Source organism: Caballeronia sp. Lep1P3 (genome assembly GCF_022879595.1).
Taxonomy (GTDB): Bacteria; Pseudomonadota; Gammaproteobacteria; order Burkholderiales; family Burkholderiaceae; genus Caballeronia.
The window spans coordinates 592031-618590 of sequence record NZ_CP084266.1; the positions used below are offsets into that span (position 1 = coordinate 592031).

Genomic DNA, 26560 nt, shown 5'->3' on the forward strand with positions numbered 1-26560 from the left:
GACCATCATGCTGTCCGCGCAGGACGACCGCGGACACCGTGCTCGAATGCATCAGAAATGGCGCGTGCGGTTTCATCTCGAAGGGCAGCGAGCAGGGCGCGAGCGTGTTCCGCGAAGCGCTGAAGACCATTCTCAACGGGCGCGTCTATCTGCCCAACACCGTGCTCGGCAAGGGCGGCCACAGTCCGAAGCCGGTTTCGACGCACGCGGGCGTCACCGTCGAGTCGCTCGATTTGCCGCCGCGTCTCACCGAGACGCTGCGCTATCTGCTGCAAGGGCTGTCGAACAAGGCCATCGCGCGCAAGATGAACATCAGCGAAAACACCGCCAAGGAATATTCGAGCGATCTGCTTGCGCGCTTTCACGTCACGCGCCGGACGTTTCTGATCGTCGAAATGGCGCGGCGAGGAATCGAGATGCCGATGGGGAATGCGTCGTCGGCGTCCTAAGCGGCCGTTCGACACTTTCCTCGTTTCTCACGAAATTCTCAAAATTCTGACGATTTCCGCCGAGATGGTAAGGTAGAGCCCGTTTATTTCGAGACGGGAAACGCGCAGGTGAACAGCAGGTCGATGTTAATCAGAATGAAAGGCGCCGGGACGTTGATCGCGTCCGCAACGGCGTTCGTACTCGCGGCATGCGCGCCGCTTCCCCAGCAACAAAGCGCGGCCGATGCCGCCGCCGCCGCGTCCGCTGCATCGGCGGCGCAGGCCGCGTCTGCCGCAGCCGCAGCGAAGGCCGCCGCGCCCGCACCGGGGCCGACGGAGCAGCGCATCGTTGTCGGCGGGGCGAGCGGATTTCGCGTCACCGTGACGACTACGCCGCCCGCGCAAGTCTGCGACAACACCGCTTTCGCCGATGGCGTGCGCTACGGCTATGCGCTGACGTGGAACCGGCTCGTCGGCGAAGAGGCGCGGGCGAGCGGCGGCAAGCCCGCCAAAACGAAGCTCGCCAAGTTCGATCCCTCCGCGATCCACTCGCAGGACGACCAATACAAGATCGAGTGGAACGGCAAGGAGCGCGCGAACGCGTGCGCCTCGGACGGCTATTTGATCGGGCGCGTCGTCGGCACGCATCTCGCGGGCGTCGACATGCGCAGCGGCAAGCCGTCGTAAGCGCTCAGTCGCAGGCGTGCGTGGCCGTCACGTAGCGGCTCGCCGCCGCGATGTCGCCGTAGATCGTGTAGCCCGTGCCCTGCGCGGACGGTTGCGCGACGGTCAGTACCGTCGATGCGCCGCCGCGTCCCGGCACCGACACCGCTTCCGAATCCGCGCCGAGGCCATATTCCCGCACGCGCGCGCCGAGCGGCATCCACTTCGCTTTCACGCACTTGATGAACTCGAAGGTCGCGAGCGTGGATGTGCCCGAGCCGATCGGCACGGTCTTGAGAAGTGCGTCGTCGGTCGAGACGCAGCCGGTGAGCGCCACGGTAAAACACGCCGCCATCAGGGTTGCAACGATTTTTCTCATCTTTCCGATGCCCTTGGTCCAGGTATCCGCTTAGTCTTGCACGCGCTGTTGCGTGGATTCCATTGACTGACAGCAGCGATCGCGCCCGGCCCGCGCGGCCATTGCGCCCGAGGGTTATCGCCCGAGGTTATCGCCGATTAACAGTCAAGTCGGGTCAACCGCCGCCGTTATACAGGCGTTTCTTGCACTGAGAAGTCTCCTACGGCGCGAGCGCAGCCAGCGAAAGCCGAAGCCGCGCGCCCACTGTGCATCATGCGCGGCCCCCGATAACAACGATTAGCGCTGCAACCGGCAGTCTCACCGCCAGCGGCAGCGCGAGCAAGTTCAGAAAACGCATGTCTCGCAGAAAGTTGTTCGCCTGGCTTCGCGCCATTCCATTGCCCGGACGTTCGTCTGGCGCTTCCTTCGATTTCCAGCGGTTCGCCGCGCCCGTGCTCACGGTCATCGTGGGCGCGCTGCTGCTCGTGGTGTTCCAGCATTTGTCGCATGCGGTCGACTACAAGTCGGTCGTCCGCTCGCTGCGGATGCTCACGCCCGGCGCGTGGGGCGCGGCGCTCTTCGCGACGGCGCTCTCCTTCGCGGCGCTCGTCGGGCGCGATGCCGTCGGGCTGCGGCATATCGGCGCGAGCGTGCCGCGCTCGCTGCTGTGGGTCGGCGCGACGGTCGGCTCGGCGCTCGGCAACGTGACGGGCTTCGGCGCGCTGACGGGCGGCGCCGTGCGCTGCCGCGTCTACGGCGCCGCCGACGTCACGCCGACGCAGGTCGGCCGCCTGTCCATTTTCACAGGCGTGACGCTCGCGCTGTCGCTCGCATTCATGGCCGCGCTCGGCACGGTCGCCTCGGCGGGCACGCTCGCCGGCATGCTGCATCTTTCGCCGGTGGCACTGCGCGCGATCGGCGCGGCGCTGCTCATCGCGTTCGCCGCGATGCTCCTCTTTTGCGGACGCGAGCAGCGCACGTTGCGCGCACGCGTGACATGGCTCGCGTTCACCGTGCCGTCGCGCCGCGACTTCATCGCGCAGACGGCGCTCGCGGTGGTCGACGTATTCGGCGCGGGCCTCGCGCTCTGGGCGATGCTGCCCGGCGCGCACGTCGGCTTCGGCGAATTCATGACGGTCTTCTCGACGGCGATGCTGCTCGGCATGATCGGCCACACGCCGGGCGGCGTCGGCGTGTTCGAAGCGGCGATGGTCTTCGCGCTCGGCGGCAACGTCGCGACGCCCGACGTGCTCGCCGCGCTGCTCGCGTATCGCGCGATCTACTTCGGCCTGCCGCTGATTCTTTCCGCCGCCGTGATGGCCGCGTTCGAAGGCCGCGCGCTCAAGGGCCGGTTCGCGTTTCTGAGCCCGCAGCGCGTCTCGCAGCTCGCGCCGCTCTTTCTCGCGATCGTCGCGTTCGCGGCCGGCTCGATGCTCGTCATTTCCGGCGCGACACCCGCGTTCAAGATGCGTATCGCGCTGTTGCAGACGGTCATCCCGCTTTGGGTGCTCGAAAGCTCGCAACTGCTCGGCAGCGTGCTCGGCGTGATGCTGCTTTTCGTCGCGCGCGGCCTGATGCGCCGGCTCGATGCCGCGTGGTGGGTTGCGCTGGTGCTCGCGGTGGCGAACTTCGCGCTGTCGCTCGCGAAGGGTCTCGCGTTCGTCGAAGCGGGCGTGCTCGCGTTTCTCATCGGGCTGCTCGTGCTGACGCGCGATCGCTTCAGCCGCCGCGCGTCGCTCTTTGCCGAGCGCTTCACGGCGACGTGGCTGTTTTCGGTCGGCATGGTGATGGCCGTCGCCGTTTGGATCATGTTCTTCGCGTTTCGCGACGTTCCGTACAACACGGATCTCTGGTGGCAGTTCGCGTTCGACGAGCGCGCCCCGCGTGCGCTGCGCGCGACGCTCGCAGCGGGCGTGTTCGCGTGTGCGTTCGCCGTCTGGCAACTGCTGCGTCCCGCTGCGGGCCGCTTCGAGAAGCCCGCGCCGCAGGATCTCGCCGATGCCGCGCGCATCTTCCGCGCGCAGGAGCGCAGCGACGCCGGCCTCGCGATGATGGGCGACAAGAGCTTCCTCTTCTCCGAGTCGCGCGAGGCGTTCCTGATGTATGCCAAGCACGGCCGGACGTGGGCCGCGCTGCACGATCCGGTCGGCCCGCGCAGCGAGTGGCCGGGGCTGATTCGCCGCTTCGTCGAACTCGCGCATTCGCACAACGGCCGCGCCGCGTTCTATCAGGTCCGCGCCGACGCGCTGCCGCTCTATCTCGACGCCGGTCTCACGCTGAGAAAGCTCGGCGAAGAGGCGCACGTCGCGCTGTCGGACTTCGATCTCAAGGGCTCGCATCGCGCGCATCTGCGCTATGCGTTGAAGCGCGGCGAACGCGACGGTTTCGACACGGAACTGATCGGGCCGGAGCGCATCGCCGAAAGCATGCCGATGCTGCGCGAAATCTCGGACGACTGGCTCGATAGCCGCTCCGCGCGGGAGAAGAGCTTCTCGGTCGCGGCCTTCAACGAGGAATATCTGGCGGCGCAGTCGGTGCTGCTCGTGCGTCAGGCGGGCGCGCCCGTCGCGTTTGTCACCTTCATGACGACGGATCTCAACACCGAAGCGACCGTCGGCGTGATGCGCCATGTCGCGAGTGCGTCGTCGTATGCGATGGAATACCTCTTCACGAAACTCGCGCTGCATCTGAAGGACGCGGGTTTCAGGTCGCTCTCGCTCGGCATCGCGCCGCTGTCGGGGATGGAGCCGACGCCGCTTGCGTCGCACTGGCATCGGTTCGCCGGTCTTATCTGGCGCTTCGGCGGGCGCTTCTACAACTTCCGCGGCCTGCGCGGATTCAAGAGCAAGTTCCAGCCGCATTGGGAGCCGCGTTATCTGGCGGCGTCCGGTTCGGTCGGCGTGTTTTTCACTTTGGCGGATCTCTCGCTGCTGGCGGGAGGCTGGCGTTCATGATCTCTTTCGGCAAGAAACTCGCGGCGGCCGCCGTCTGCGGCGTCTCCTTCTTTGGCGCGGCGCACGCCAGCACCATTCCCGGCGGCCGCTACGGACAAGTCACGCTCGTGAAGCCCTCGGGCGACATGACCGGCTTCGTCGTGCTGTTTTCGGAGAAGAGCGGCTGGAACGCAGCCGATCAGCAGGCCGCCGACGCGCTCGCCGCCAAAGGTGCGATGGTGATCGGCGTCGACACGATGCAGTACGCGAAGCGTCTCAAGGCCGACAAGTCCGAGAAGGAATGTCACAACCTGGTTGGCGACGCGGAGAACATGAGCCATCAACTCGAGCGCACCGTGCAGTCCGATCACTACTTCGCGCCGATTTTGATCGGCACGGGGCAGGGTGCGATCGTCGCGGAAAGCTCGCTCAAGCAGGCGCCCGACAATACCGTCGCGGGTGCGGTGTCGCTCGGCGCGGACCCGATGCTCGACGCGCGTTTCAATCCGTGCGCACCGGATACGACCATCATCCACGCGAAGGGCCTGCCGGGTTTCTTCGAATACACCGCCGTGCTCGAAGCGGGCCGCACGAAGGCCGATGCGATCGTCGGGATGACCGCGCCGCATCTGAAGAAGCCGGAAACGGCGGCCACGGCGACGGCGGCATCGCAACCGAAGAAGAGCGCGTCTGCCCTCGAAGGCGATGTGTCCGATCTGCCGCTCATCGAATTGCGCGCGGCGCAGCCGACGGATCTGCTCGCCATCGTCATTTCCGGCGACGGCGGCTGGCGCGATCTCGACAAGACGATGGCGCTCGCGCTCCAACGCGACGGCGTATCGGTCGTCGGCATCGACTCGCTGCGCTATTTCTGGAGCGAGAAGTCGCCGCAGCAGACGGCATCGGACATCGCGCGCGTGATCCGCACGTATAACGCGCGCTGGCATACGAGCCACGTCGCGCTCGTCGGCTACTCGTTCGGCGCGGACGTGATGCCGTTCGCCTACAACCGCCTGCCCGACGCGGTGCGCGCGCAGGTGTCGTATGTCTCGCTGATGGGCTTCGCGCCCGACGCGGATTTCCAGATTCGCGTGACGGGCTGGCTCGGCATGAAGGCGAGCGAAAAGGCGCTCAACGTCAAGCCCGAACTCGCGAAACTGCCGCCCGCGATGGTTCAGTGCATCTACGGCGAAAACGAGGAAGACACGCTCTGCCCGGCGCTCACGAAAACGGGCATCGAAGTGGTGAAGCTGCCGGGCGATCACCACTTCGGCGGCGATTACGACGCGCTCGCGCGCCGCATTCTGGCGGGCTGGCGCAGGCAGATCGCGGCGCGGCAGGGCGCGTGAGCGGCTGCGACAGTCAGCGCCGATCCCGCTCTCACTTGAGCGGCCCGAGATAATCGCGCTTGCCGATCGGCGCGCCCAAGTGACGCAGGATGTCGTGCGTCGTCGCCACATGGAAGTAGAAGTTCGGCAGCCCGAATCCGAACAGATAATCCGCGCCCGAGAACGACGGCGAAAATTCCGGAAACTTGAGCGTGACGGTGCGCGTTTCGCTGCCCGCAAGCGTCGCTTCTGGAATGCTCTTCAAATACGCGATCGTGTTCGCGATCCGCGTCTGCAACGCGTCGAACGTGTCTTCGTTGTCCTCGAAACGCGGCGCTTCCACGTCTGAAAGACGCTGCGCGGAGAGCTTCGCCGTGTCGCTTGCGCGCTGAATCTGCGCGGCGAGCGGCAGCATGTCGGGCGCAAGGCGCGCGGCGATGACATCGGCGTGAGCGATGCCTTTTTCATCGGCGAAGGCGGCGCCTTTCTCCAGCAGTGACGAACAGACTTCCAGCCCGCGGATAAACACGGGAATCGACGCGCGATACATCGAGATGGACATGGTCTTGCGCTCCTTGAGATTGTATGGACTGCCGCCGCCGGAAGCCTGTGCGAAAGCGCGGTCTCAGCGACAGGGCCGACAAGCATAGCGCCGCGCAGAAGGGTGCGCTCGAATGGCAGCCGGCGAGCGTTAGTCACGGTCGCGCGCATGCCGCGCTTGCCATTCGCGCAATGCGCGCTCGTAGCGTTCCAGCGCTTCGTGATAGAGATCGAACACGCAGGGATCGCAGCCGGATCGGCAGCAATCGTCCGGCGATGGACGCTCGGGCGGAGTGGGGCGCGGATCGTCCGCGCTGTCGTCGGGATGGGTCATGAGACAAGCGTAGCCTGAGACTGGACGAACCGTCTGGCCGTCACGCGCGCTCGGCCACCTGCATGCGACTAAGTTTTGGCGGGGCGCGCAAAACGCGCGATGCGATACTGCGCGAGAAGCCGCCGGTGCTTCAAGGCATCAAGAAGCCATCAAACCCGCCCGGACTTGAGGAACTTGCTCGATGAACCACACCGTCAGGCTCGCGATTCTCGGCGGGCTCTTCGCCGCCATCCTCGCTGGCTGCGCCTCACGCCCCGAAGCGAACGCGCCGGGCAACCAGACGCCGTACAGCGCGGAAATCCGCCGCACGCAATCGGGCATTCCGCACGTCCGCGCAGCCGACTGGGGCAGTCTCGGCTTCGGATACGGCTACGCGCAGGCGGAGGACAATCTCTGCACGCTCGCCGATGGCTTCGTCACCTATCGCGGCGAGCGCTCAGCGTATTTCGGCGCGGACGCGCGCGCGTCGAGTCCGTCGATTTTCGGTGAGCCGCGCAATCTCGATGCCGACTTTTTCTTCCGCCTCGTCGACGACGATGCCGCCGTCGCCCGCTACCGCGCCGCGCAGCCACCGGACTTGCGCGAACTCATCGACGGTTTCGCGAGCGGCTATAACCGCTACGTCGCGGACCTCAAGGCCGGCGGCTCTCCCGGCGCGCACGCGTCATGCCGCGGCGCGCCGTGGATCGGCGACATCGGCCCGGACGACATCTATCGCCGGCTGATCGCGGCGAATCTCGCGGGCGGTTCGGCGCGCTTCGTGCAGGCAATCGCGGCGGCGCATCCACCGAAGGCGGCGAGCGCCGCATCGCTCGATTCGAATGACCTCCGGCACGGCGTCGGCGATGTCGCGGGCATCGGCAGCAACGCGCTCGCGTTCGGCGCGCCCATCACGCGCGACAAGCGCAGCATCCTGTTCGGCAATCCGCACTGGTTCTGGCGCGGCCCGGACCGCTTCTATCAGGCGCAACTCACGATTCCCGGCCGGCTCGACGTGGCGGGCGTGTCGTTTCTCGGCGTGCCGCTCGTCGTGCTCGGCTTCAACGAGAACATTGCGTGGACGCATACGGTGTCCACCGGGCGGCGTTTCGGCATCTACGAGATAACACTCGATCCCGCTGACCCGACGCGCTATATGTTCGACGGCGCAAGCCAGCCGATGACGCCCGTGCCGCTCACCGTGCGCGTGCGCCGCGCGGACGGCGCGCTCGACTCCGTGTCGCGCACGCTGTACCGCACGCGCTTCGGGCCGGTCGTCGACTTGTCCGCGATGAACCGCACGCTCGGCTGGAACGCGCAGCGTGCCTACGCGCTCGCCGACGTGAACGCGGACAACGTGCGCAGCTTCGAGAACTTCTTCGCGTGGAATCAGGCGCGCTCGCTGGACGATTTCATCGCGATTCAGAAGCGCTACGCGGCGATTCCGTGGGCGAACACCTTCGCGATAGGCCGTGGCGACGCGCGCGTGTGGTTCGCGGACATCGGCCCGATTCCGGGCGTGCCCGACGCGCTCGCCGATGCCTGCACGACGCAGACGGGACGCGCGGTCGCGGGCCGCATGCCGGGCGTGCCGTTCCTCGACGGCTCGAAGAGCGCGTGCGTCTGGCGCACGTCGGCGGGAAGCGTGACGCCGGGCACGCTGCCCGTCGACCGGTTGCCGAGCCTGCTGCGCGGCGATTACGTCGGCAATTTCAACGACAGCTTTTGGCTCACGAACGCGAACGTGCCGCTCGCGGGTTACCCGCGCATTCTCGGCGCGACGCGCGAAGAGCAGTCCTTGCGCACGCGTTACGGGCATCTGCTCGCCGCGCGGCTGCAGCGCGAGCGCGGCGGCATCACGCGCGAGGCGGTGGAATCGGCGGTGCTGGAATCGCGTTCCATGTCGGAAGAGTTGTACCGCCAGCCGCTCCTCGACGCGGTTTGCACACCGGGCGATATGGCGAGCACGCTCAACGATGCCTGCGACGTGCTGCGCAAATGGCACGGCACCGCCGAGATCGACGCGCGCGGCGCGAATCTATGGGACGAGCTGTGGCGGCGCCTCGCGCGCATCCCGCCGCAGCGTCTTTTTGCGACACCGTTCGATCCGTCGCGCCCGCTGGCGACGCCGAGCGGCCTGAAGGTGTCCGATCCAGCCGTCGTGCAGGACATGCGGCAGGCGCTGAGCGGCGCGGCGCTTTCGCTGCGATTGAACGGCTTCGCGCTCGATTCGCGGCGCGGCGACCTGCTTTACACGACGCGCAACGGCGCGCGCGTGCCGCTTTTCGGCGGCTGCGACGAGGCGGGTTATTTCACGGTCGTCTGCGCGGGACGGCCGCTCGACGCGAAGGGCTACCCGATGGACGCGAGCGGCGAGGGCGACAGTTACATGCAGGTCGTCACGTTCGCGGGGAACGCAGAGGGCGCTCAGGGCGCTCAGGGCGTGGAGGCGGACACGATGCTCGCGCCGTCCGAATCCGACGATCCCGCCTCGCCGCATTCCGGCGACGCGACGCGTCTCTTCGCCGCCAAGCGCTGGCAGCGCTTTCCGTTCACCGACGAAGCAATCGACGCCGATCCGGCCATGACGCGCGTCGTCGTCACCGGCGCGCGCTGACGAAAATCCGCGTGCGCGCAAAAAAAGTCTGAAGGCGGCGCAGCGTCGGGCGAAGTAAAAAAAGCCGTCTATGATGGAGGTTTGCCCGCACGGAACCCTCTCATGACTACTGGCGACAGCACTCAACACGAAGAAGCGGTACGGCTCGATTCCGCCGCGCTGCAGGAATTCGTCGACCGCAAATGGAACGACGAAATCGTTCCCGCGCTCACCGACTACATCGCGGTGCCCGCGAAAAGCCCCATGTTCGACGCGGACTGGGCACGGCACGGCTTCATCGAGCGCGTGGTGACGGACGCCGTCGACTGGGTCAAGGCGCAGCCGGTCAAGGGCCTGAAGGTTGAAATCGTGCGGCTCACGGGCCGCACGCCGGTGATCTTCTTCGAAGCGCCCGCGACGCGCTCGGGCAGCGCCGAAACCGTCGTGCTGTACGGCCATCTGGACAAGCAGCCGGAGTTCGAAGGCTGGCGCAGCGACCTCGGCCCGTGGACGCCCAAGCTCGAAGACGGCAAGCTCTACGGACGCGGCGGCGCCGACGACGGCTACGCCACCTACGCCAGCATCACCGCGCTCGCGGCACTGGATGCGCAGGGCGTCGAGCGGCCCCGCTGCGTCGGCATCATCGAGACCTGCGAGGAGTCGGGCAGCTACGACTTGCTGCCGTACATCGACGCGCTGCGCGAGCGCCTGGGCGATGTCGGCCTCGTCATCTGCCTCGATTCGGGCGCGGGCAACTACGATCAACTGTGGCTCACCACGTCGCTGCGCGGCCTCGTCGCGGGCGACCTCGAAGTGCAGGTGCTCGAAGAAGGGCTGCATTCGGGCGGCTACGGCGGCATCGCGCCGTCCACGTTTCGCATCATGCGGCAACTGTTCGAGCGCCTCGAAGACGCCGCGACCGGCAATCTGCTGCCGAAGGACTTCCATTGCACGATTCCCGCGCAACGCCTGCGCGAAGCCGAAGCAACGGCGCACATTCTCGGCGACGATGTCTGGAAAAAGCTGCCGTGGAGCTGCGGTCAGGACGGCGGCAGCGTCCTGCCGACCACGACCGATCCCAAGGAAGCGCTGCTCAATTCGACGTGGCGCCCTTCGCTGACGGTGACGGGCGCGTCGGGCCTGCCGGCGCTCGCGGATGCCGGCAACGTGCTCGCGCCGCGCACCGCGTTCAAGCTGTCGCTGCGTCTGCCGCCGCTCGTCGAAGCGACGGAGGCGGTCGCGCAGCTCAAGTCGCTGCTCGAATTCGATCCGCCTTACAACGCGAAGGTGACGTTCAAGCCCGAAGCGGGCGCGGCGACCGGATGGAGCGCGCCGGAGCTTGCGCCCTGGCTCGGCTCTTCGCTCAACGACGCGTCGCGCCGTCATTTCGGCGCCGACGTCGCATACATCGGGCAGGGCGGCACGATTCCACTCATGAACACGCTGAAAGAAGGCTTTCCGCGCTCGCAGTTCATGGTGTGCGGCGTGCTCGGCCCCAAGTCGAACGCGCACGGACCGAATGAATTCCTGCATGTGCCGTATGCGCGCAAGCTGACGGCGGCGGTGGCGGAGGTCATCGCGGCGGCGCCCTGAGCGGTTTCTGGCTTCGTCGAAGTTCCTGCTTACGCCCGCTCTCGCGGGCGTTTTCTTTGCCCGTCCGCAGCCTTTTCTCGAAAACCAACTGGTAAGGCCAGTTGATCGTCTGTAAAGTGTTAAGCCCGCGCGCGTTTCTCACGTTTTTCATGCTTCTCGAATAAGGGAACGCGCCAGCCATCGACCTAGGAGACGAGAGTCGCAATGAACCAAATCAGCAAACCCGAGCTGCGCATCAACGCCGACACGCTGAACGCCTATGTCCGCGCGATCTGGGAACATGCCGGCAGCACCCCGCGCGAAGCCGAACTGGTCGCGAATCACCTCGTGATGGCGAATCTGTCGGGCCACGATTCGCACGGCGTCGGCATGATTCCGCGCTACGTGGCGTCGCTGGCGGACGGCCAGCTCACGCTCAACACGCACGCCGAAATCGTCCGCGACGCGGGCGCGGTGCTGACCGTCGATGGACGCAAGGGCTTCGGGCAGGTCGTCGCTTACGAGGCGATGGAATTCGGCATCGAGCGCGCGAAGAAATTCGGCGTCGCGGCGGTCGGCCTGCGCAATGCGCATCACATCGGGCGCATCGGCCATTGGGCGGAGCAGTGCGCGGACGCGGGCCTCGTGTCGTTCCACTTCGTGAACGTCGCGGGCGATCCGCTCGTCGCGCCGTTCGGCGGCATCGACCGGCGTTTTGGCACGAACCCGTTCTGCGCCGCGTATCCGCGCGACGGCAAGCGCCCGCTGGTACTCGATTTCGCGACGGCGGGCATCGCTTACGGCAAGACGCGCGTTGCGTACAACAAGGGCGTGCAGGTCGCGCCGGGCATGCTGCTCGACCACGAAGGCCGCCCGACCGTCGAGCCGAAGGTGATGCACGAGGAGCCGTTCGGATCGCTCACGGCGTTCGGGCTGCACAAAGGCTCGGGTCTCGCCGCGCTGTGCGAGATTTTCGGCGGTGCGCTCTCGGGCGGCTACACGACGCACGAAAGCACGCTCGAGAAGTCGAGCGCGATCTTCAACTGCATGACTTCGGTGATCCTCGATCCCAACGCGTTCGATGCGCCCGCCGCGCAAGCCGAAGCGGAAGCATTCCTCGAATGGATGAAGGCTTCGCCGCGCGCGGAAGGCGTCGATGCGATCCACGCGCCCGGCGAGCCGGAAGAAGCGCGACGCGCGGAACGCGGCGCGAACGGCGTGCCGATCGACCCGACCACGTGGAAGCAGATTCGCGAATCCGCGCAGAAGTCGGGCATGACGGAGGCCGAGATCGTGCCTTTCGCCGACGCGCTGAAGTAAGCGCGTCGGGCGCGGCGGGGGCGGCGAATTGGTCAAGCCAATCTCGCCGCGCCGAGCCGCGTCCACGTCACCGAACCATCTCTTTTTCGATCCATTCGATGACCGAATCGCGCTTCGGCTGCCAGCCGAGCAGCGTGCGGGCGCGCTCGCCGCGCACGCGGCTGTTCGAGCCGAGACCGTAGGACGCCATTTCGTAGCCCCATTCCTTGATCGCTTCGTCCAGCGGCCAGTCTTCCGGCCCACGCAGGCCGAGCGCCTGCGCCATCGCGGTGGTCATGTCGCGGAACTGCGCCTCGCCGCTCTCGATGAAATAGAACGTGCCCGCCGGCGTCTTCTCGAGCGCGCGGCGGTAGGCATCGACGACGTCGTCGATATGCACGTTCGACCAAATGTTCATCCCGCGCCCCACATGCCGCACGACGCCGCTTTTCTTCGCCTGACGCTCGAGCCGCGGCAACTGCACGCTGGCCGTCTGCGGAATCGCGCCGTGACCGTAGATGAGCGTGTTGCAGAGCACGGCGGAGCGCACGCCGCGTTTCGCGGCTTCGAGCACGAGATTGTCGATGGCGACGCGCGGCGCCTTGTCGGCGGTCGGTTCGGGGAGATTGTCCTCGGTATAGACGGAGTCCGACGCTTCGCCGCCCGACGCATCGCCGACGATGCTCGACCCGCTCGTATGCAGGAAGGGCTTGTTCGAGCCCTCGAGCGCGGCAATCAACGCTTCGACCGCGCCGCGATGATCGCTGCTCGCCGCGTTGATGACCGCGTCCGCGGCGCGCGCTTCGGTGGCGAGAAGCGCGGCGTCGTCCAGGCTGCCGACGACCGGTTCGATGCCCGCACGCTTCAGCGCTTCTTCCTGCTCCGCGCGGCGGATGAGTCCGCGCACGCGATGTCCGTCGCGCACGAGCCCCGCCGCAATCGAGCCGCCGATAAAACCGCCCGCGCCTGTCACGAAAACATTCATCGTCCTGCTCCAAGAGAATGAGGTGGGCAGAGTATGGCTCGCTTAGACTTTCGCATAAACGGTGGTAGTCTCAAATAAGCCTTGACTCCAAATCAACAATCGCCGCGCGGCCATGAAGACAAATACCGACGAACTGCTTGTTTTTGTCACCGTAATCGACAGCGGTTCGATGACGGCGGCGGCCGAAGCGCTCCAGCAGACCGTCTCGGGCGTGAGCCGGACGCTCACGCGCCTCGAAAAGAAACTCGACGCGACGCTCGTTCGCCGCACGACGCGCCGCCTGCAACTGACCGACGAGGGCGAACTTTTTCTCGCGCGCGCCCGTGCGATTCTCGCCGCGATGGACGACGCCGAAGAAGCCATCTCGCGCCGCCGCGAGCGCCCGGCCGGGCGGCTGCGCGTGGATGCGGCTTCGCCGTTCATGCTCCATTGCGTCGTGCCGCAGGTGAGGGCGTTCGCGTCGCTTTATCCTGACATCTCGCTCGAACTGACGAGCAACGAGCGCATCGTCGACTTGCTGGAGCAGCGCGTCGATATCGCCATACGCATCGGCGCGCTGCAGGATTCCACGCTGCACGCGCGTACGCTCGGCAGCAGCCGCTTGCGCGTGCTCGCGAGCCCGGCTTACCTTGCGGAACACGGCGAGCCGCGCGATACCGACGAACTGATGCGCGCACGGCTGATCGGCTTCACGGCGCCGGAGAGTCTCAATGACTGGCCGCTGCGTCGCGGCCGCTCGCCGTTCGTCACGATCGAGCCGGCTGTCCGCGCATCGAGCGGCGAGACGATCCGGCAGCTCGCGCTCGACGGCGGCGGCATTGCGTGTCTCGCGGAATTCATGACCGCCGCCGACATCGAAGCAGGACGCCTGCGCCCGATTCTCGACGACGCGCTGGAAGACGTGCGCCAGCCGATCAGCGCGGTGTTCTACCAGAGCGAATCGATGGCCGCGCGCACCCGCGCATTCCTCGACTTTCTCGCGAGCAGGCTCGCGCTTTGACGCGGACCGCGCCCGCATCTTTCCACCCAAACGGACCCGACGATGCCATCCATCGAAGCCATCAACGCTCCCGGCCTGCCGATCCCGGCCGGCCATTACAGTCACGCGACGCGCGCGGGCAATCTCGTCTGCGTGTCGGGGCAGTTGCCGATACGCGCGGACGGCACGCACACCGGCGACCTCCCGTTCGAAGAGCAGGCCGAACAGACGCTGACCAACTTGCGCACCGTGCTCGAAGCGGCGGGCGCGAGCTTCGCCGACTGCATCGAAGTGACGGTTTATCTCGCTGGCGTCGAGCACTGGAAGGCGTTCAACGACATCTACGCGCGGCACTTCGGCGCGTGGAAGCCGGCGCGCGCCGTCGTGCCCGTCGGCGCGCTGCACTACGGCTATCTGCTCGAAATATCGGCGCGCGCGTGGGTTGAACGAGAGCCGGCGCAGCGCGGTTAGGCCAGATCCAGCGAGCTCGTCAGATCGCCGAGCGGCGCTTCGCCGTTCGCCGCGAACGCCCGGTCCCGCGCGGCGACGCCGTCGAGCGGTGCGAGGCCGTGCACGCGCGAGATGAAGCGCAGGATCGAATTGGTGTCGTACACCGTGTGATCGACGTGGCCCTTCTTCGCCAACGGCGAAACGACGAGCGCCGGAATGCGCGAGCCGGGGCCCCAGCGGTCGCCCTTCGGAGGCGCGACGTGGTCCCACCAGCCGCCGTTTTCGTCGACGGTGACGATCACGACCGTGTTCTCCCACTGCGGTCCGCGCCGGATATGGTCGATGACGTTCGCGATGTGGCGGTCGCCCGAGGCGACGTCCGCGTAGCCCGCGTGCATGTTGAGATTGCCCTGCGGCTTGTAGAACGTGACGGGCGGCAGACGGCCGGCGTCGATGTCCGCGAGCAGCCTGTTCGTGGAAGGATCGTCGCCGAGGCCCGCATCGCGCAGATGCCGCTCGCGCGCGGCCGTGCCCGGCGCGAAATTGCGGAAGTAGTTGAACGGCTGGTGGTGATACTGGAAGTCGGGCACCGCGCCCGTATCGCGATGATCCAGCGCGTATTGCCACGCGCCGCTGTACCACGCCCAGTCGACGCTTTTTTCCGACAGGCGGTCGCCGATGGTCGCGTAGGACTGCGGGGGCAGCACGAGCGCGTTCGACGTATCGGCGAGACGCGGGTCGCCGCCGGGCGCGGCCTTCACGTTGCTCGGCTGATACGGCGGGAACATGGTGTTGACGGCATAGCCGTCGGCGGTCAGCGCGCCGTCGCGGACGAACTTCGGTGGGCCGTCCAGAGCGGATCGCGGCGAATCCGGCGCGAGCTTCAGGCGCGAGCCGGCGGGATCGTCGCCCTCGACGACGGCCAGCAGCTTTGCGGCCGGCCCGTTATGAGCGTCGGGATAGTAGGGCGCCTGAGCCGAGATCAGAAAGATGTGGTTCAGCCAGGAACCGCCGAATGCGGACATGAAAAAGTTGTCGCACAGCGTGTATTGCTGCGCGAGGCCCCATAGTTTGAGCGTATCCGCCGAATTCCGGTAATGGCCCATTACCAGACCGCCCGAGTCGCCCCACGCTGCGAACTGGTTGTTGCGCCCCGCGTTGATCTGCATCTGATTCTGGTAGAACCGATGCACGAGATCGCGCGTGATGACGCTGTTCGGCAGCGGTTCGCCGTGCGCGTCCATGAGGCGAAATGGCCCGTTCGCAAGTCGTTCGATCTGTTGCTCCGCAATCGCGTAGCGCTTGCCGTCCACGTCCTGCGCCTGCGGCACGAGGCCGCCCCAGATTTTGGGCAAGGTAGGCATCGGCGTGACGCCATCGCGATCGAGCTGTGTGTACTGCGAGGCCGGCGCCGCCGAAAGCGGATACTGCACGCCCGGATAGTTGCCGTAGAGATTGGTGAAGCTGCGGTTCTCCGCATAAATCACGACGATCTGCCGCACCTTCGCCGCGAGCGTGCGGTCGAGCGCGATGTCGGCTGCGGTCTTCGGCGTCGCGGGCTTGTGGTCGAACAGATTGCAGCCGCCGAACGACAGACCGGCAAGTCCGACGCCCGCCGCGAGCAGCCGGCGCCGCGCGGGATCGGCGGGCGCGTCACTGCTGGCGGGAAGCTCGTGATGCAGTTCTTCGTTCTCTTTCATCGCGTGACTCCGAAGTGAAGCGCATGCGCCGACGAGCTAAGGCTATCGGCGCCGGAAGATGACGCCCGCTATACGCTGCGTCCCGGTGAACTGACAGCGCATGATGCCGTATCGGCCCGCCCGCGAAAACCTGGCCGAACGGCATAGGCGAAATTTACATCAGCATGCGAATTTGCCTATGCGATTTGGCCGACTGGAAACCGCCGGGCGGCGTGACTAACATCAACTCAACACGAGCTTTATTCCGACGAGAACGAGCGTCGCGGCGAGCACATGGCGCAGCAGCGCTTCGGGCGCCTTCGACGAAAGCGCGCTGCCGATGACGATGCCCGGAATGGACCCCACTAGCAGCGAAAGCAGCAGGCCCCAGTCGACGGAGCCGATCATCCAGTGTCCGGCGCCGGCAATCAGCGTGAGGGGCACCGCGTGCGCCACGTCGGAGCCGACGATGCGCACCGTCGCGAGGCGCGGATAAAGCAGCAGAAGTACGGTCACGCCGATTGCGCCCGCACCCACGGAGGTGATCGAAACCAGCACGCCGAGAACGGCGCCGGTCAGAACCGTCCAGGCGGCCGTGCGCGCGGGGTTTTCGGGCCGGCTGCGTCCCTTGCTGTAGGCAAATCGCGCGAGCTGCGGGCGGAAGACGAGCGAAACGGCGGTGATGAGCAGCGCCGTGCCGAGTATCGACTGAATGAGCCGCGCCGTGCCGGCGGACGTGACGCCGTTCTGATGCAGAAAGTAGAGCGTGATGGCGGCGGCGGGCACGCTGCCTGCCGCGAGTCGGCCTGTGACGCGCCAGTCGACCGATCCTTTCAGGCCGTGCACCAGCGTTCCCGCGCTTTTCGTTGCGGCGGCATAAAGGAGGTCGGTGCCGACGGCCGTCGCCGGATGGATGCCGAACAGCAGCACGAGAAGCGGGGTCATGAGCGAGCCGCCGCCCACCCCCGTCAGGCCGACGAGGAAGCCGACCCCGAGCCCGGAGGCGGAATAAAGTAGGTCGATGTGCGGAAATGACATGCGCGGGTGAGAACCGGTCGGGCGTGGTCGAGTCGAAAAACCGTCGATGATAGCCGGTAAGTGATCCACCTGCTGCACGAGGAGCCGTGGCCAGCCGGCCATCGGCGTGGGCGAGAGGCAGGACGCGAAGTGCAACGTTTGCGATCGAGCGCCAGTCGGCGCCCTTTCACGTTACTTTCAGGAAGGTGCAATGGATACGAAGCAACAGACGCAGGACCCGACGCAGCAACAACAACAGCAGCAGTTCCCGGCGGCGGACGAGGCGTTCATTCCGACCGAGCACGCCAGCACGCCGAGCGAACGCCAGTTCGTCCTGAAGTCCGGCAATACCTTCGCCGTCTATGACGCCAACGGCGACATACGCGGCGGCGACGACGGCCTCTTCGTCAACGATACCCGCGTGCTGTCCGAACTCGTGCTGTCTTTCGGCGGCCGCGCGCCTTCCTTGCTGTCGGGCAGCGTTTCCAGCGACAACGCGGTGTTCACCGCGCATCTGACGAACAAGCCGCTGCCGCCCATCGGCGGGGCGCGCACGCCGGAGGGCGTCATTCACGTCGAGCGCAAGCGTGTGCTGTCCGGGCACGTGCTGCACGAAAGCATCGTGCTGACGAACTACGGCACCGAGCCGTCCACGGTGCCACTCTCGATCTCGTTCGCTGCCGATTTCCTCGACATGTTCGAGGTGCGCGGCACCATCCGCCCGAAGCGCGGCACGCTGCGCCCGCCCGCCGTGGAGGACGGCGAAGTCGTGCTGCGCTATATCGGTCTGGACGAAGTGGAGCGCACCGCGCGCATCCAGTTCACGCCCGCTCCCGACGCGCTCTCGCCCACGCGCGCCGACTATGCGCTGCACATCCAGTCGGAAACGGCCATCTCCATCTATCTGTCGGTGACGGCGGTCACGCGCGCGCTCAACGACGCGAGCGAGGAAAGCAAGCGCAACGCCGCGGAAGCCGCGGAATGCGCGCCGGAATCCGGGCGGCCGGCCATCCGCGAGGCGCTCGTCGACGCGCACCGCCGCATGCGCGACAAGCGTCGTGCGAGCGCTCGCGTCAGGTCGAGCAATCCGCTTTTCAGCGAGTGGATCGACCGGTCGCTCGCGGATCTCGGCCTGCTCACGACCGATCTCGAAACCGGTCCGTATCCGTATGCCGGCATCCCGTGGTTCTCGACGCCGTTCGGACGCGACGCGATCATCACGTCGCTGCAGATGCTGTGGCTGCATCCGACGCTCGCGCGCGGCGTGCTGCGCTTTCTCGCGGCGCATCAGGCGCGCGAGGACTCGGCCTTCCGCGACGCCGAAATCGGCAAGATCATGCACGAGACGCGCAAGAGCGAAATGGCCGCCACAGGCGAAGTGCCGTTCGCCCTCTACTATGGTGGAGTGGACAGCACGCCGCTTTTCATCGTGCTGGCGGGCGCGTATGCGGAACGCACCGGCGACCGCGCGCTCATCGACGAAATCTGGCCCGCGCTGCAACTCGCGGCGGACTGGGTCGCGCGCCATTGCGACAAGAATCCGCACGGCCTGTTGCAGTATCAACGGGCCACGGAATACGGCCTCGCCAATCAGGGCTGGAAGGACAGCCACGATTCGGTGTTTCACGCGGACGGCCAGTTTCCCATCGGGCCGATTTCGCTCGTGGAAGTGCAGGGATATGCGTCGAAGGCGTTCTCCACGATGGCGCGGCTTGCCCGCGAGCGCGGCGAGAACGAGCGCGCCGTCGAATTCGAGCGGCGCGCGGAGCACATACGGGAACGCGTCGAAGCGCTATTCTGGATGCCGGAAATGGACTTCTATGGCATCGCGCTCGACGGGCGCAGCGAACTGTGCCGCGTGCTTTCGTCGAACGCGGGGCATCTGCTTGCGTTCGATCTCGTCGAACGCAGGCGCGGCGAGGCCGTCGCGCGGCAACTGGAATCGGCGCTCTTTCATACTGGCTGGGGCGTCCGGACGCTCGCGGCGGGCCAGCCGCGCTTCAATCCGATGTCCTATCACAACGGGTCCGTGTGGCCGCACGATACGGCCATCTGCGCGCGGGGACTGGCGCGCTACGGCGAGCGCAGCGCGGCGGTCGGCCTGTTGCAGTCGCTCTTCGAAGCAGCCGTCACGTTCGACATGCGCCTGCCGGAGCTTTTTTGCGGATTCACGCGCCAGCGCGGTGAGCGGCCCATTGCGTATCCGGTCGCGTGCTTGCCGCAGGCCTGGGCTGCGGGCGCGCCTTTCATGATTCTCGAAGCGTGTCTCGGCGTGTCCATCGACGCCGCGAACGACGAAATCCGCGTCGACCGGCCGCAGTTGCCCGAAGGCATCGACTGGCTGGAGATCGGCGATCTGCGCATGGGCGACAGAAACGTCACCATCACGTTCCGGCGCGTGGGCGGGCAAGTGGTGCCGTCGGTGGAGGGCGATGCGCGAGTCGTCGCCGTGCTCTGAAGGTGCGCGGCGCTCTGGCAACGAAGCGCCGCGAACCTGCCGGGCGCGTCAGACGGCGACGCTGCCGACGTAGTTCTCGGCGAGCGCCGTGGCTGCGGCACGCGAGGTCGTGACGTGCTCCAGTTCCGCCACTTGCAAGCGCTGCTCGAATGGCGACGTATCGTCGAGCTTGTGCAGCATGCGCGTCATCCACCATGAGAAATGCTCGGCGCGCCACACGCGTTTGAGCGCCGTCTCGGTGTAGCGCGCGAGCCTGTCGACGGCGCCTTCCTTGTAGAAGTCGACGAGCGCCGCCGTCAGCACGCGCACGTCCGATACCGCGAGATTGAGCCCCTTCGCGCCGGTCGGCGGCACGATGTGAGCGGCGTCGCCGGCGAGGAAGAGCTTGCCCGACTGCATCGGCGTGGACACGAAGCTGCGCATGCCGACGATATTCTTCTGGAAGATACGGCCCTCGGTGATCTGCCAGCCGTCGGCGGTATCGACGCGCGCGTGCAGTTCCGCCCAGATGCGGTCGTCGGACCAGGCATCGGCGGAATCTTTCGGATCGCACTGGAAGTACATGCGCTGCACGCCGGGCGATCGCGTGCTGATGAGCGCGAAGCCGCGATCGTGCCGCGCGTAGATGAGTTCGTCGGAAGAGGGCGGCGCTTCCACCAGAATGCCGAACCAGCCGAACGGATAGACGCGCTGATAATCCTGCCGCACGGCCTCGGGGATGCACTGGCGCGAGACGCCCTGCGAGCCGTCGCAGCCGACGATGTAATCGCACTCCAGTTCCTCGTCGCGGCCTTCGTGGCGATACTTGATGCGCGGCTTGCGGTCGCTCGTCTCCGCGTAGTCGTGCAGCGAAACATCGGACACGTTGAACTTGAGCGCGCCGTTCGCCGCGACGCGCGCCGCCACGAGGTCCTTGATGACTTCGTGCTGCGCGTAGACCGTGATCGAATGGCCGGTCAGTTCGGTGAGCGCAATGCGCCTGCGCTGTCCTTCGAATGCCAGTTCGAAGCCGTGATGCAGCGCGCCTTCGGCCTGCATGCGCGCGCCGAGGCCCGCTTCGTTGAGGAGGTCCATCGTGCCTTGTTCGAGCACGCCCGCGCGAATCGTCGATTCGATGTCGTGCTGGCTGCGCACTTCGAGCACGACCGATTCGATGCCGCGCCGATGCAGCAGATGGGAAAGAAGAAGCCCCGCCGGGCCCGCGCCGATGATGCCGACTTGAGTACGCATGCTTGTCTCCGTTGCGTCGTGATGTTGTGCGTACAGTGTCGGCATCGCGGCGATATGCCGCAACGCGATACGGCGGATAAGGCCTATCGCTTTTCGAGATAAAGGCCCGAAAAACCGCCAAAATCGGGTCCGGTGCTTGCTGAATGAGGGGTTATCCCGACTCAACCGCGAGGACAACGACATGAACGCAAGCGCTTATCCCCGGCCCCCTTTCGCCGACCAGCAGCAGGACCGCACGCCGGGGCTCACCGAGCCGATGAACCCGAAGCCCGATCACGGCGAGCAGACTTACAAGGGCAGCGGCAGACTCGCTGGAAAGGCGGCGCTGATTACGGGCGCGGACAGCGGCATCGGGCGTGCGGTGGCGATCGCTTATGCGCGCGAAGGGGCGGACGTCGCCATCGCGTATCTGGACGAACACGACGACGCGAAGGAAACCGCGCGCTGGGTGGAAGAGGCGGGCCGTAAGGCGCTGCTTTTGCCGGGCGACATCACGGATCGCCAGCATTGCCGCGATCTCGTCGCGAAGACGGTGGACGCGTTCGGGCGCCTCGACGTGCTCGTGAACAATGCCGCGTATCAGATGACCTACGACAGCCTCGAGGAAATCAGCGACGACGAATGGGACAAGACCTATTCGACCAACATCGGCGCGATGTTCCGCATCACGAAGGCAGCGCTTGAACACATGAAGGCAGGCGGCGCGATCGTGAACACGACATCCGTGAACGCGGACTCGCCGAATCCCGGCCTGATCGCCTACGCGAGCACGAAGGGCGCGATCCAGAACTTCACGGGCGGTCTCGCGCAACTCGTCGCCGAGCGCGGCATCCGCGTGAACTGCGTCGCGCCGGGGCCGATCTGGACGCCGCTGATCCCGTCGACGATGCCCGCTGAAAAGGTGAAGAACTTCGGTACGCAAGTGCCGATGAAGCGCCCCGGCCAGCCCGCCGAACTCGCGCCCGCGTACGTGCTGCTGGCTTCCGACGAAGGCAGCTACATCTCGGGCGCGACCATCGCGGTGACGGGCGGCAAGCCGATCATCTGACCGGCCCGCCGCAAACTCACGAGCCGCTTACTCGCCCGCCGCTTCCTTTAACTGGTTGCGGCGGTATTCGCCTTGGCGCGTGAGCATCCAGCCGGGATATTCCGACGGCAACTGGCTCACTTCGTCGAGCGCGGCAAGTTCGTCGGCATTGAGCTTCACGTTGGTCGCCGCGATGTTGTCGTCGAGTTGCTCAATGCGCTTCGCCCCGACGATCACGCTCGTCACGGCTTTCTGGTGCAGCAGCCACGCGAGCGCGATCTGCGCAACCGACACGCCCTTGGCATCGGCCATGCGGCGCATCGCGTCGATGCAATCGTAGGCGCGCTCCACGTTCACGGGCGGGAAATCGAACTTCGTGCGGCGGCTGCCTTCTTCCTTGCCGCCTTCGCGCGTGAACTTGCCCGACAGCAGGCCGCCCGCGAGCGGACTCCAGACCATCAGCCCGACGTTCTCGCTCTGCAATAGCGGCACGAGTTCGCGTTCCAGGTCGCGGCCGGCGATCGTGTAATACGCCTGCAGCGATTCGAAGCGCGCGAGGCCGAGCCGTTCCGAGATGCCGAGCGCCTTCATGATCTGCCACGCCGCCCAGTTCGACACGCCGATATAGCGCACGTGTCCGTGCTGCACGAGCGTATCCAGCGCGCGCAGCGTTTCCTCGATCGGCGTGGCTGGATCGAAGCCGTGAATCTGGTACAGATCGACGTGATCGAGCTGCAGGCGCGACAAACTCGCCTTCACGCCGTCGATGATGTGAAACCGCGACGCGCCGCGCGAATTGACGCTCTTCGTGCCCGCTTCCCCGAGAATCTTCGTCGCCACGACGACGTTCTCGCGCGGCACCTTGAGATTCTTGAGCGCTTGCCCGGTGATGATTTCCGACTGGCCATCGGCGTAGACATCGGCGGTATCGATGAAATTGATGCCCGCGTCGAGCGCGCGGCCGACGAGCTTGTCCGCATCGGCTTGCTGAAGCTGCCCGATGTTGTCCCAGATGCCGCCGCCACCGCCTCCGAAGGTCATCGTGCCGAGGCACAGTTCCGAGACGAAAAGGCCGGTGTTGCCGAATTTCTTGTAGCGCATGCTTGGCTCCAAAGTGAACGGATGGACGTGACGCGGCTGCGGGAGAAACGCGGCGGCGCCACGCGCTGTGCAATGCAGTATCGTCCGGCAACGCGCGCCGTTCATAGCCTGATCCTGCCGAATCCTTGCCTTTTCCTGCAAACGCGGTGACGCGGCGCGCGCACGATCGCGCTCGCGCGAGTAAGCTATGCCGACTCCTTCCACGCTCGAATCCCTTACGGAAATCATGGCGCTGAACGACACGCCCGGCATCGCCGGCAAAGAGGTACACGATCACTTCCCGCGTGCGCTCGATCCCGCGCTCGATCAGGCGCGGCTCGATCTCGTCGCGCTGCTCGACCGTTTCACCGCAGGCGCCGAAGGCTCGGTGGAAACGCCGGTGCCGGGCGTCTTTCTGCATCGCGTCATGAATCCCGGCGGTCCGAAACCCGGCATTCAGACGCCCGCGCTCGCGCTCATCGCGCAAGGCTCGAAGCGCGTGATCGTCGGGGAGGACGTCTATGTCTACGACCCGATGCACTATCTCGTTTCGTCCGTCGATCTGCCGGTGATCGGCCAGGTGACGGTCGCGAGCGAAACCGAGCCGTATCTCGGCATGCGGCTGGAACTCGACGTCGAGGAAATCACGTCGCTGATTCAGGACGAGAACCTTCCGCCCGCGACGCAGACCGACGCCTCGCGCGGGCTTTTCGTCAACCGGCTCGGCACCTCGATGCTCGACGCGGTGCTGCGCCTTTTGCGCCTCATCGACACGCCGGAAGACGTGCCGATCGTCGCGCCGCTCGTCAAGCGCGAAATCCTTTATCGGCTGCTGACGAACGGCTCCGGCGCGCGCCTGCGCCAGATCGCGCTGCACGACAGTCAGACGCAGCGCATCGCGAAAGCCATCAAGCTCCTGCGCCAGAACTTCGATCAGCCGCTGCGCGTGGAGGACATCGCGAAGGACGTACACATGAGCGTGTCGTCGCTGCATCATCACTTCAAGGCGGTGACGGCCATGAGTCCGCTGCAATATCAGAAGCAACTGCGTCTGCAGGAAGCGCGGCGGCTGATGCTGCTCGATATCGCCGATGCCGCGACCGCCGCCCATCGCGTGGGTTATGAGAGCGCGTCGCAGTTCAGCCGCGAGTACAGCCGGCTCTTCGGCGCGCCGCCGCTGCGCGACACGCGGCGCTGGCGCGACGCGGCGGCTGCGGGCGCCTGAAGCGCGGGGCATCGGCGCATCACGAATACGAACAGGCCATGAGAAGGGCATTGCTGCATCGATTTATTTCATCGTCCGTGGAATAGCGCCGCGCTGCGGGCCGTTCCTCGGATACTTCTGCGTATCTTTACGCGACTTGGTTCACGCGACTCAACGCGACTCAACGAAAGGGAAGATGAAATGAAGAAGCACATCCTGATGGGCCTCACCGCTGCCGGCGCGCTCGCGTGCCTCGCTTCGTCGGCCAACGCCGCCGCGCCGAAGGAATCGAACGGCATGTTCGTCGACGAAAACGGCATGACGCTCTACACCTTCGACAAGGACACCAAGGGCAGCCCGAGCGCCTGCACGGGCGGCTGCGCGCAGGCGTGGCCCGCCGCGATGGCGACCGACTCCGACCAGCCGGGCGGCAAGTGGACGACCGAATCCGCCGATAACGGCAAGCAGTGGGCCTACGACGGCAAGCGCGTCTACCGCTTCTCGAAGGACACGAAGCCCGGCGACAAGAATGGCGACAACTTCCGCAACGTCTGGCACGTCGTCAAACCCTGAGCGTGTTCCGCCCCGCGCGGGATCGCCGGCTTTTTGCGCATTCACGCCCTTGAGCTTCGAAACGGATCTTCTCGCGCATTTGCCGCAGTTGCGCCGTTACGCGCGCGCACTGACGGGCGATCGTGCATGGGCCGACGATCTCGTGCAGGACGCGACCGAGCGCGCGCTCAATCGCGCGAGCGGCTTTCGCGCGGGCACGAACCTGCGCGCGTGGCTTTTCACGATCATGCGCAATCTCTATATCGATCAACTGCGCGGACGGCGCGACATCGCCGTGGACGACGAAACCGCGCCCTGGCGACAGATGGCCGCGCCGCGCGGCGAAGTGGACGGCCTCGTGCTGCGCGACGTCCAGCGTGCGCTGTACTGTCTGCCGATCGAGCAACGCGAAGTGATGCTGCTCGTTTGCGTGGAAGAGATGAGCTATCAGGAGGCGTCGCAGGTGTTGAACGTGCCGGCCGGAACGGTCATGTCGCGGCTGTCGCGGGCGCGCGAGCATATGCGCGTGCTGCTGGGAGAAGAAGACGGGCGCCGCGCGTCGTCGCTGAAAGTGGTGAGGCGGTCATGACGCGTGAAGACCCGCCCCGCGCCGACAACGATCACGACCACGACCACGATCACGCGCGCGATATGCAGGCGCTGTCCGCCTATATCGACGACGAACTCCCGCGCGACGAGCGCGAGGCGATTGGACAGCGCATCGAGAGCGATCCCGCGTCGCAGGCTACCGTCGACGCATATCGGGCGCAGGACAACGCATTGCGCGCGCTCTTCGCGCAAGGTCAGGCGGAGCCTCAGGTCATCGTCATGCGGCCACGCGCGCGGCAGCGGTATCTGCTTGCGGCGTGCTGGCTCGCCGTCGGGCTCGCGTGCGGGTTTCTGCTCCACATGCTCTTGCCGACGTTAGGCGAGCCGCGCGCGCGCTTCGCCGAACGCGCCGACATCGCCTATGCCGTCTATGCGCCGGAAGAGCGGCATGCGGTGGAGGTCGCGGCATCGCAGCAGGATCATCTGGTGAACTGGCTATCGAAGCGGCTGAACCGCACGCTCACGATTCCGTCGCTTAGCGAATACGGTTTTCAGCTCGTGGGCGGGCGCTTGCTGCCCGGCGAGGAAGGACCGGCCGCGCAGTTCATGTATCAAAACGCCGCGGGCGAGCGCCTCACGCTCTACATGACGACAGTCGCGCGCAACGACGCGAAAATCAGAATGCTGCGCGACGGCCCGCGCACGACTTACTACTGGGCATACAACAGCGTGGGCTATGCGCTCTCGGGACAGATCGGCGAGGCGAAGCTGCAGGCGATTGCCTACGACACCTGCAAGGAACTCGGCGGCGATCCGAAGAACTGGTGATTCACCGCGCCAGAACGGAAAAAGCCGCAGCGACGAAACGCGCTGCGGCTTTTTCATGGGTCGACAGGCGATCAATAACGATGCGCGCCCGCGTGCGAGTGGTGACGCTCCCATTCGGCACGCTGCCAGTAGCGATGGCCGTCCCAGTAACGGTCGCCGTGCCAGCCCACCTTCACCGCATGATGGGACATGTGATGGACTTCGGCGGATGCCACGTTCGCGAGACCTAAGCCCAGCGATGCGGCGATAGAAGCGATCAGGACGCTCTTCTTCGTAATGTTCAGCATGGTTTTGCTCCTTCGAGTTTTTGTGGATGCCCGCGCGTTCGTGCGGCGTTTCTTCGGCGTGACCGTTCTAGCGGTAATAGTCGTGATGATGGTGATAACCGCCATCACCGGGCACGATGATGCAGCCCGAAAGCGTGCTACCCAGCAACACGCTCAGTACCGCGAGAATCGCTAACTTCTTCATGGGTTTCTCCGAGTGAATCCG

General features: G+C 66.0%; 24 protein-coding genes. 15 read left to right on the forward strand and 9 right to left on the reverse strand.

Going from position 1 to position 26560, the window contains the following annotated elements:
- Positions 1-38 precede the first annotated feature (38 nt).
- The gene (locus LDZ27_RS17240) at positions 39-449 is read left to right on the forward strand and encodes a response regulator transcription factor (RefSeq protein WP_244817189.1); all 411 of its coding nucleotides are present in this window, start codon (positions 39-41) and stop codon (positions 447-449) included.
- Positions 450-602: 153 nt separating this feature from the next.
- A complete protein-coding gene (locus LDZ27_RS17245; RefSeq protein WP_244817190.1) occupies positions 603-1115 on the forward strand; it encodes a hypothetical protein in 513 nt (170 codons plus the stop codon).
- 4 nt (positions 1116-1119) lie between these two features.
- Here the strand turns inward: LDZ27_RS17245 and LDZ27_RS17250 are convergent, their stop codons facing one another.
- A complete protein-coding gene (locus tag LDZ27_RS17250) occupies positions 1120-1470 on the reverse strand; it encodes a hypothetical protein (RefSeq protein WP_244817191.1) in 351 nt (116 codons plus the stop codon).
- Positions 1471-1805: 335 nt separating this feature from the next.
- On the opposite strand from LDZ27_RS17250, the gene mprF reads away from it, so the two are divergent.
- Positions 1806-4403, forward strand: a complete 2598-nt coding sequence (mprF, locus tag LDZ27_RS17255) for a bifunctional lysylphosphatidylglycerol flippase/synthetase MprF (RefSeq protein WP_244817192.1) — start codon at positions 1806-1808, stop codon at positions 4401-4403.
- On the forward strand, positions 4400-5731 hold the full coding sequence (locus LDZ27_RS17260) for a virulence factor family protein (protein ID WP_244817193.1): 1332 nt from the start codon (positions 4400-4402) through the stop codon (positions 5729-5731). The genes mprF and LDZ27_RS17260 overlap by 4 nt, the downstream gene beginning before the upstream one ends.
- A 31-nt stretch (positions 5732-5762) precedes the next feature.
- Here LDZ27_RS17260 and LDZ27_RS17265 read toward each other — a convergent pair whose 3' ends face one another.
- Complete coding sequence (locus LDZ27_RS17265; protein ID WP_244817194.1) at positions 5763-6272, reverse strand: DUF1993 family protein; 510 nt, start codon at positions 6270-6272, stop codon at positions 5763-5765.
- Positions 6273-6401: 129 nt separating this feature from the next.
- The gene (locus LDZ27_RS17270; protein ID WP_244817195.1) at positions 6402-6584 is read right to left on the reverse strand and encodes an oxidoreductase-like domain-containing protein; all 183 of its coding nucleotides are present in this window, start codon (positions 6582-6584) and stop codon (positions 6402-6404) included.
- Between the two features lie 181 nt (positions 6585-6765).
- On the opposite strand from LDZ27_RS17270, the gene LDZ27_RS17275 reads away from it, so the two are divergent.
- The 3 genes from LDZ27_RS17275 (at position 6766) to LDZ27_RS17285 (ending at position 12051) form a co-directional block, all read left to right on the forward strand.
- The gene (locus LDZ27_RS17275) at positions 6766-9180 is read left to right on the forward strand and encodes a penicillin acylase family protein (RefSeq protein ID WP_244817196.1); all 2415 of its coding nucleotides are present in this window, start codon (positions 6766-6768) and stop codon (positions 9178-9180) included.
- 102 nt (positions 9181-9282) lie between these two features.
- Positions 9283-10752: a M20 family metallopeptidase gene (locus LDZ27_RS17280; protein WP_244817197.1), complete on the forward strand. Its 1470-nt coding sequence runs from the start codon at positions 9283-9285 to the stop codon at positions 10750-10752.
- Between the two features lie 204 nt (positions 10753-10956).
- On the forward strand, positions 10957-12051 hold the full coding sequence (locus tag LDZ27_RS17285) for a malate/lactate/ureidoglycolate dehydrogenase (protein WP_244817198.1): 1095 nt from the start codon (positions 10957-10959) through the stop codon (positions 12049-12051).
- Between the two features lie 67 nt (positions 12052-12118).
- Here LDZ27_RS17285 and LDZ27_RS17290 read toward each other — a convergent pair whose 3' ends face one another.
- On the reverse strand, positions 12119-13015 hold the full coding sequence (locus LDZ27_RS17290; protein ID WP_244817199.1) for an NAD-dependent epimerase/dehydratase family protein: 897 nt from the start codon (positions 13013-13015) through the stop codon (positions 12119-12121).
- A 112-nt stretch (positions 13016-13127) separates the two neighbouring features.
- Here LDZ27_RS17290 and LDZ27_RS17295 point away from each other — a divergent pair, with 112 nt between their 5' ends.
- Together LDZ27_RS17295 and LDZ27_RS17300 are read left to right on the forward strand one after the other, a co-directional pair.
- Positions 13128-14015: a LysR family transcriptional regulator gene (locus tag LDZ27_RS17295; RefSeq protein WP_244817200.1), complete on the forward strand. Its 888-nt coding sequence runs from the start codon at positions 13128-13130 to the stop codon at positions 14013-14015.
- A gap of 42 nt (positions 14016-14057) precedes the next feature.
- Positions 14058-14465 carry a RidA family protein gene (locus LDZ27_RS17300; RefSeq protein ID WP_244817201.1) on the forward strand — a complete coding sequence of 136 codons (408 nt, stop codon included), beginning with the start codon at positions 14058-14060 and terminating at the stop codon, positions 14463-14465.
- Here LDZ27_RS17300 and LDZ27_RS17305 read toward each other — a convergent pair.
- Both LDZ27_RS17305 and LDZ27_RS17310 read right to left on the reverse strand, forming a co-directional pair.
- Positions 14462-16144, reverse strand: coding sequence for an acid phosphatase (locus LDZ27_RS17305; RefSeq protein WP_244817202.1), 1683 nt, complete (start codon positions 16142-16144; stop codon positions 14462-14464). The genes LDZ27_RS17300 and LDZ27_RS17305 overlap by 4 nt on opposite strands.
- A gap of 222 nt (positions 16145-16366) precedes the next feature.
- Positions 16367-17161 (reverse strand): sulfite exporter TauE/SafE family protein, encoded by a 795-nt coding sequence (locus tag LDZ27_RS17310; RefSeq protein ID WP_244817203.1) that lies wholly within the window; start codon positions 17159-17161, stop codon positions 16367-16369.
- 190 nt (positions 17162-17351) lie between these two features.
- Between LDZ27_RS17310 and LDZ27_RS17315 the strand changes: the two genes are divergently transcribed.
- Complete coding sequence (locus tag LDZ27_RS17315; RefSeq protein ID WP_244817204.1) at positions 17352-19598, forward strand: amylo-alpha-1,6-glucosidase; 2247 nt, start codon at positions 17352-17354, stop codon at positions 19596-19598.
- Between the two features lie 48 nt (positions 19599-19646).
- On the opposite strand, the gene LDZ27_RS17320 is transcribed toward LDZ27_RS17315, so the two are convergent.
- Positions 19647-20828: a 4-hydroxybenzoate 3-monooxygenase gene (locus LDZ27_RS17320; RefSeq protein WP_244817205.1), complete on the reverse strand. Its 1182-nt coding sequence runs from the start codon at positions 20826-20828 to the stop codon at positions 19647-19649.
- Between the two features lie 181 nt (positions 20829-21009).
- On the opposite strand from LDZ27_RS17320, the gene LDZ27_RS17325 reads away from it, so the two are divergent.
- Positions 21010-21876, forward strand: coding sequence for a glucose 1-dehydrogenase (locus tag LDZ27_RS17325; protein WP_244817206.1), 867 nt, complete (start codon positions 21010-21012; stop codon positions 21874-21876).
- Positions 21877-21903: 27 nt separating this feature from the next.
- Here LDZ27_RS17325 and LDZ27_RS17330 read toward each other — a convergent pair whose 3' ends face one another.
- Complete coding sequence (locus LDZ27_RS17330; RefSeq protein WP_244817207.1) at positions 21904-22956, reverse strand: aldo/keto reductase; 1053 nt, start codon at positions 22954-22956, stop codon at positions 21904-21906.
- Positions 22957-23182: 226 nt separating this feature from the next.
- Between LDZ27_RS17330 and LDZ27_RS17335 the strand changes: the two genes are divergently transcribed.
- The 4 genes from LDZ27_RS17335 (at position 23183) to LDZ27_RS17350 (ending at position 26068) form a co-directional block, all read left to right on the forward strand.
- Positions 23183-24160 carry an AraC family transcriptional regulator gene (locus tag LDZ27_RS17335; protein ID WP_244817311.1) on the forward strand — a complete coding sequence of 326 codons (978 nt, stop codon included), beginning with the start codon at positions 23183-23185 and terminating at the stop codon, positions 24158-24160.
- Between the two features lie 180 nt (positions 24161-24340).
- The gene (locus tag LDZ27_RS17340; protein WP_244817208.1) at positions 24341-24712 is read left to right on the forward strand and encodes a hypothetical protein; all 372 of its coding nucleotides are present in this window, start codon (positions 24341-24343) and stop codon (positions 24710-24712) included.
- 49 nt (positions 24713-24761) lie between these two features.
- Entirely contained in the window at positions 24762-25280 is a 519-nt protein-coding gene (locus tag LDZ27_RS17345; protein ID WP_244817209.1) for an RNA polymerase sigma factor, read from the forward strand.
- Complete coding sequence (locus LDZ27_RS17350; RefSeq protein ID WP_244817210.1) at positions 25277-26068, forward strand: anti-sigma factor; 792 nt, start codon at positions 25277-25279, stop codon at positions 26066-26068. The genes LDZ27_RS17345 and LDZ27_RS17350 overlap by 4 nt, the downstream gene beginning before the upstream one ends.
- A gap of 71 nt (positions 26069-26139) precedes the next feature.
- Here LDZ27_RS17350 and LDZ27_RS17355 read toward each other — a convergent pair whose 3' ends face one another.
- A complete protein-coding gene (locus LDZ27_RS17355; RefSeq protein ID WP_244817312.1) occupies positions 26140-26352 on the reverse strand; it encodes a hypothetical protein in 213 nt (70 codons plus the stop codon).
- Positions 26353-26560 lie beyond the last annotated feature (208 nt).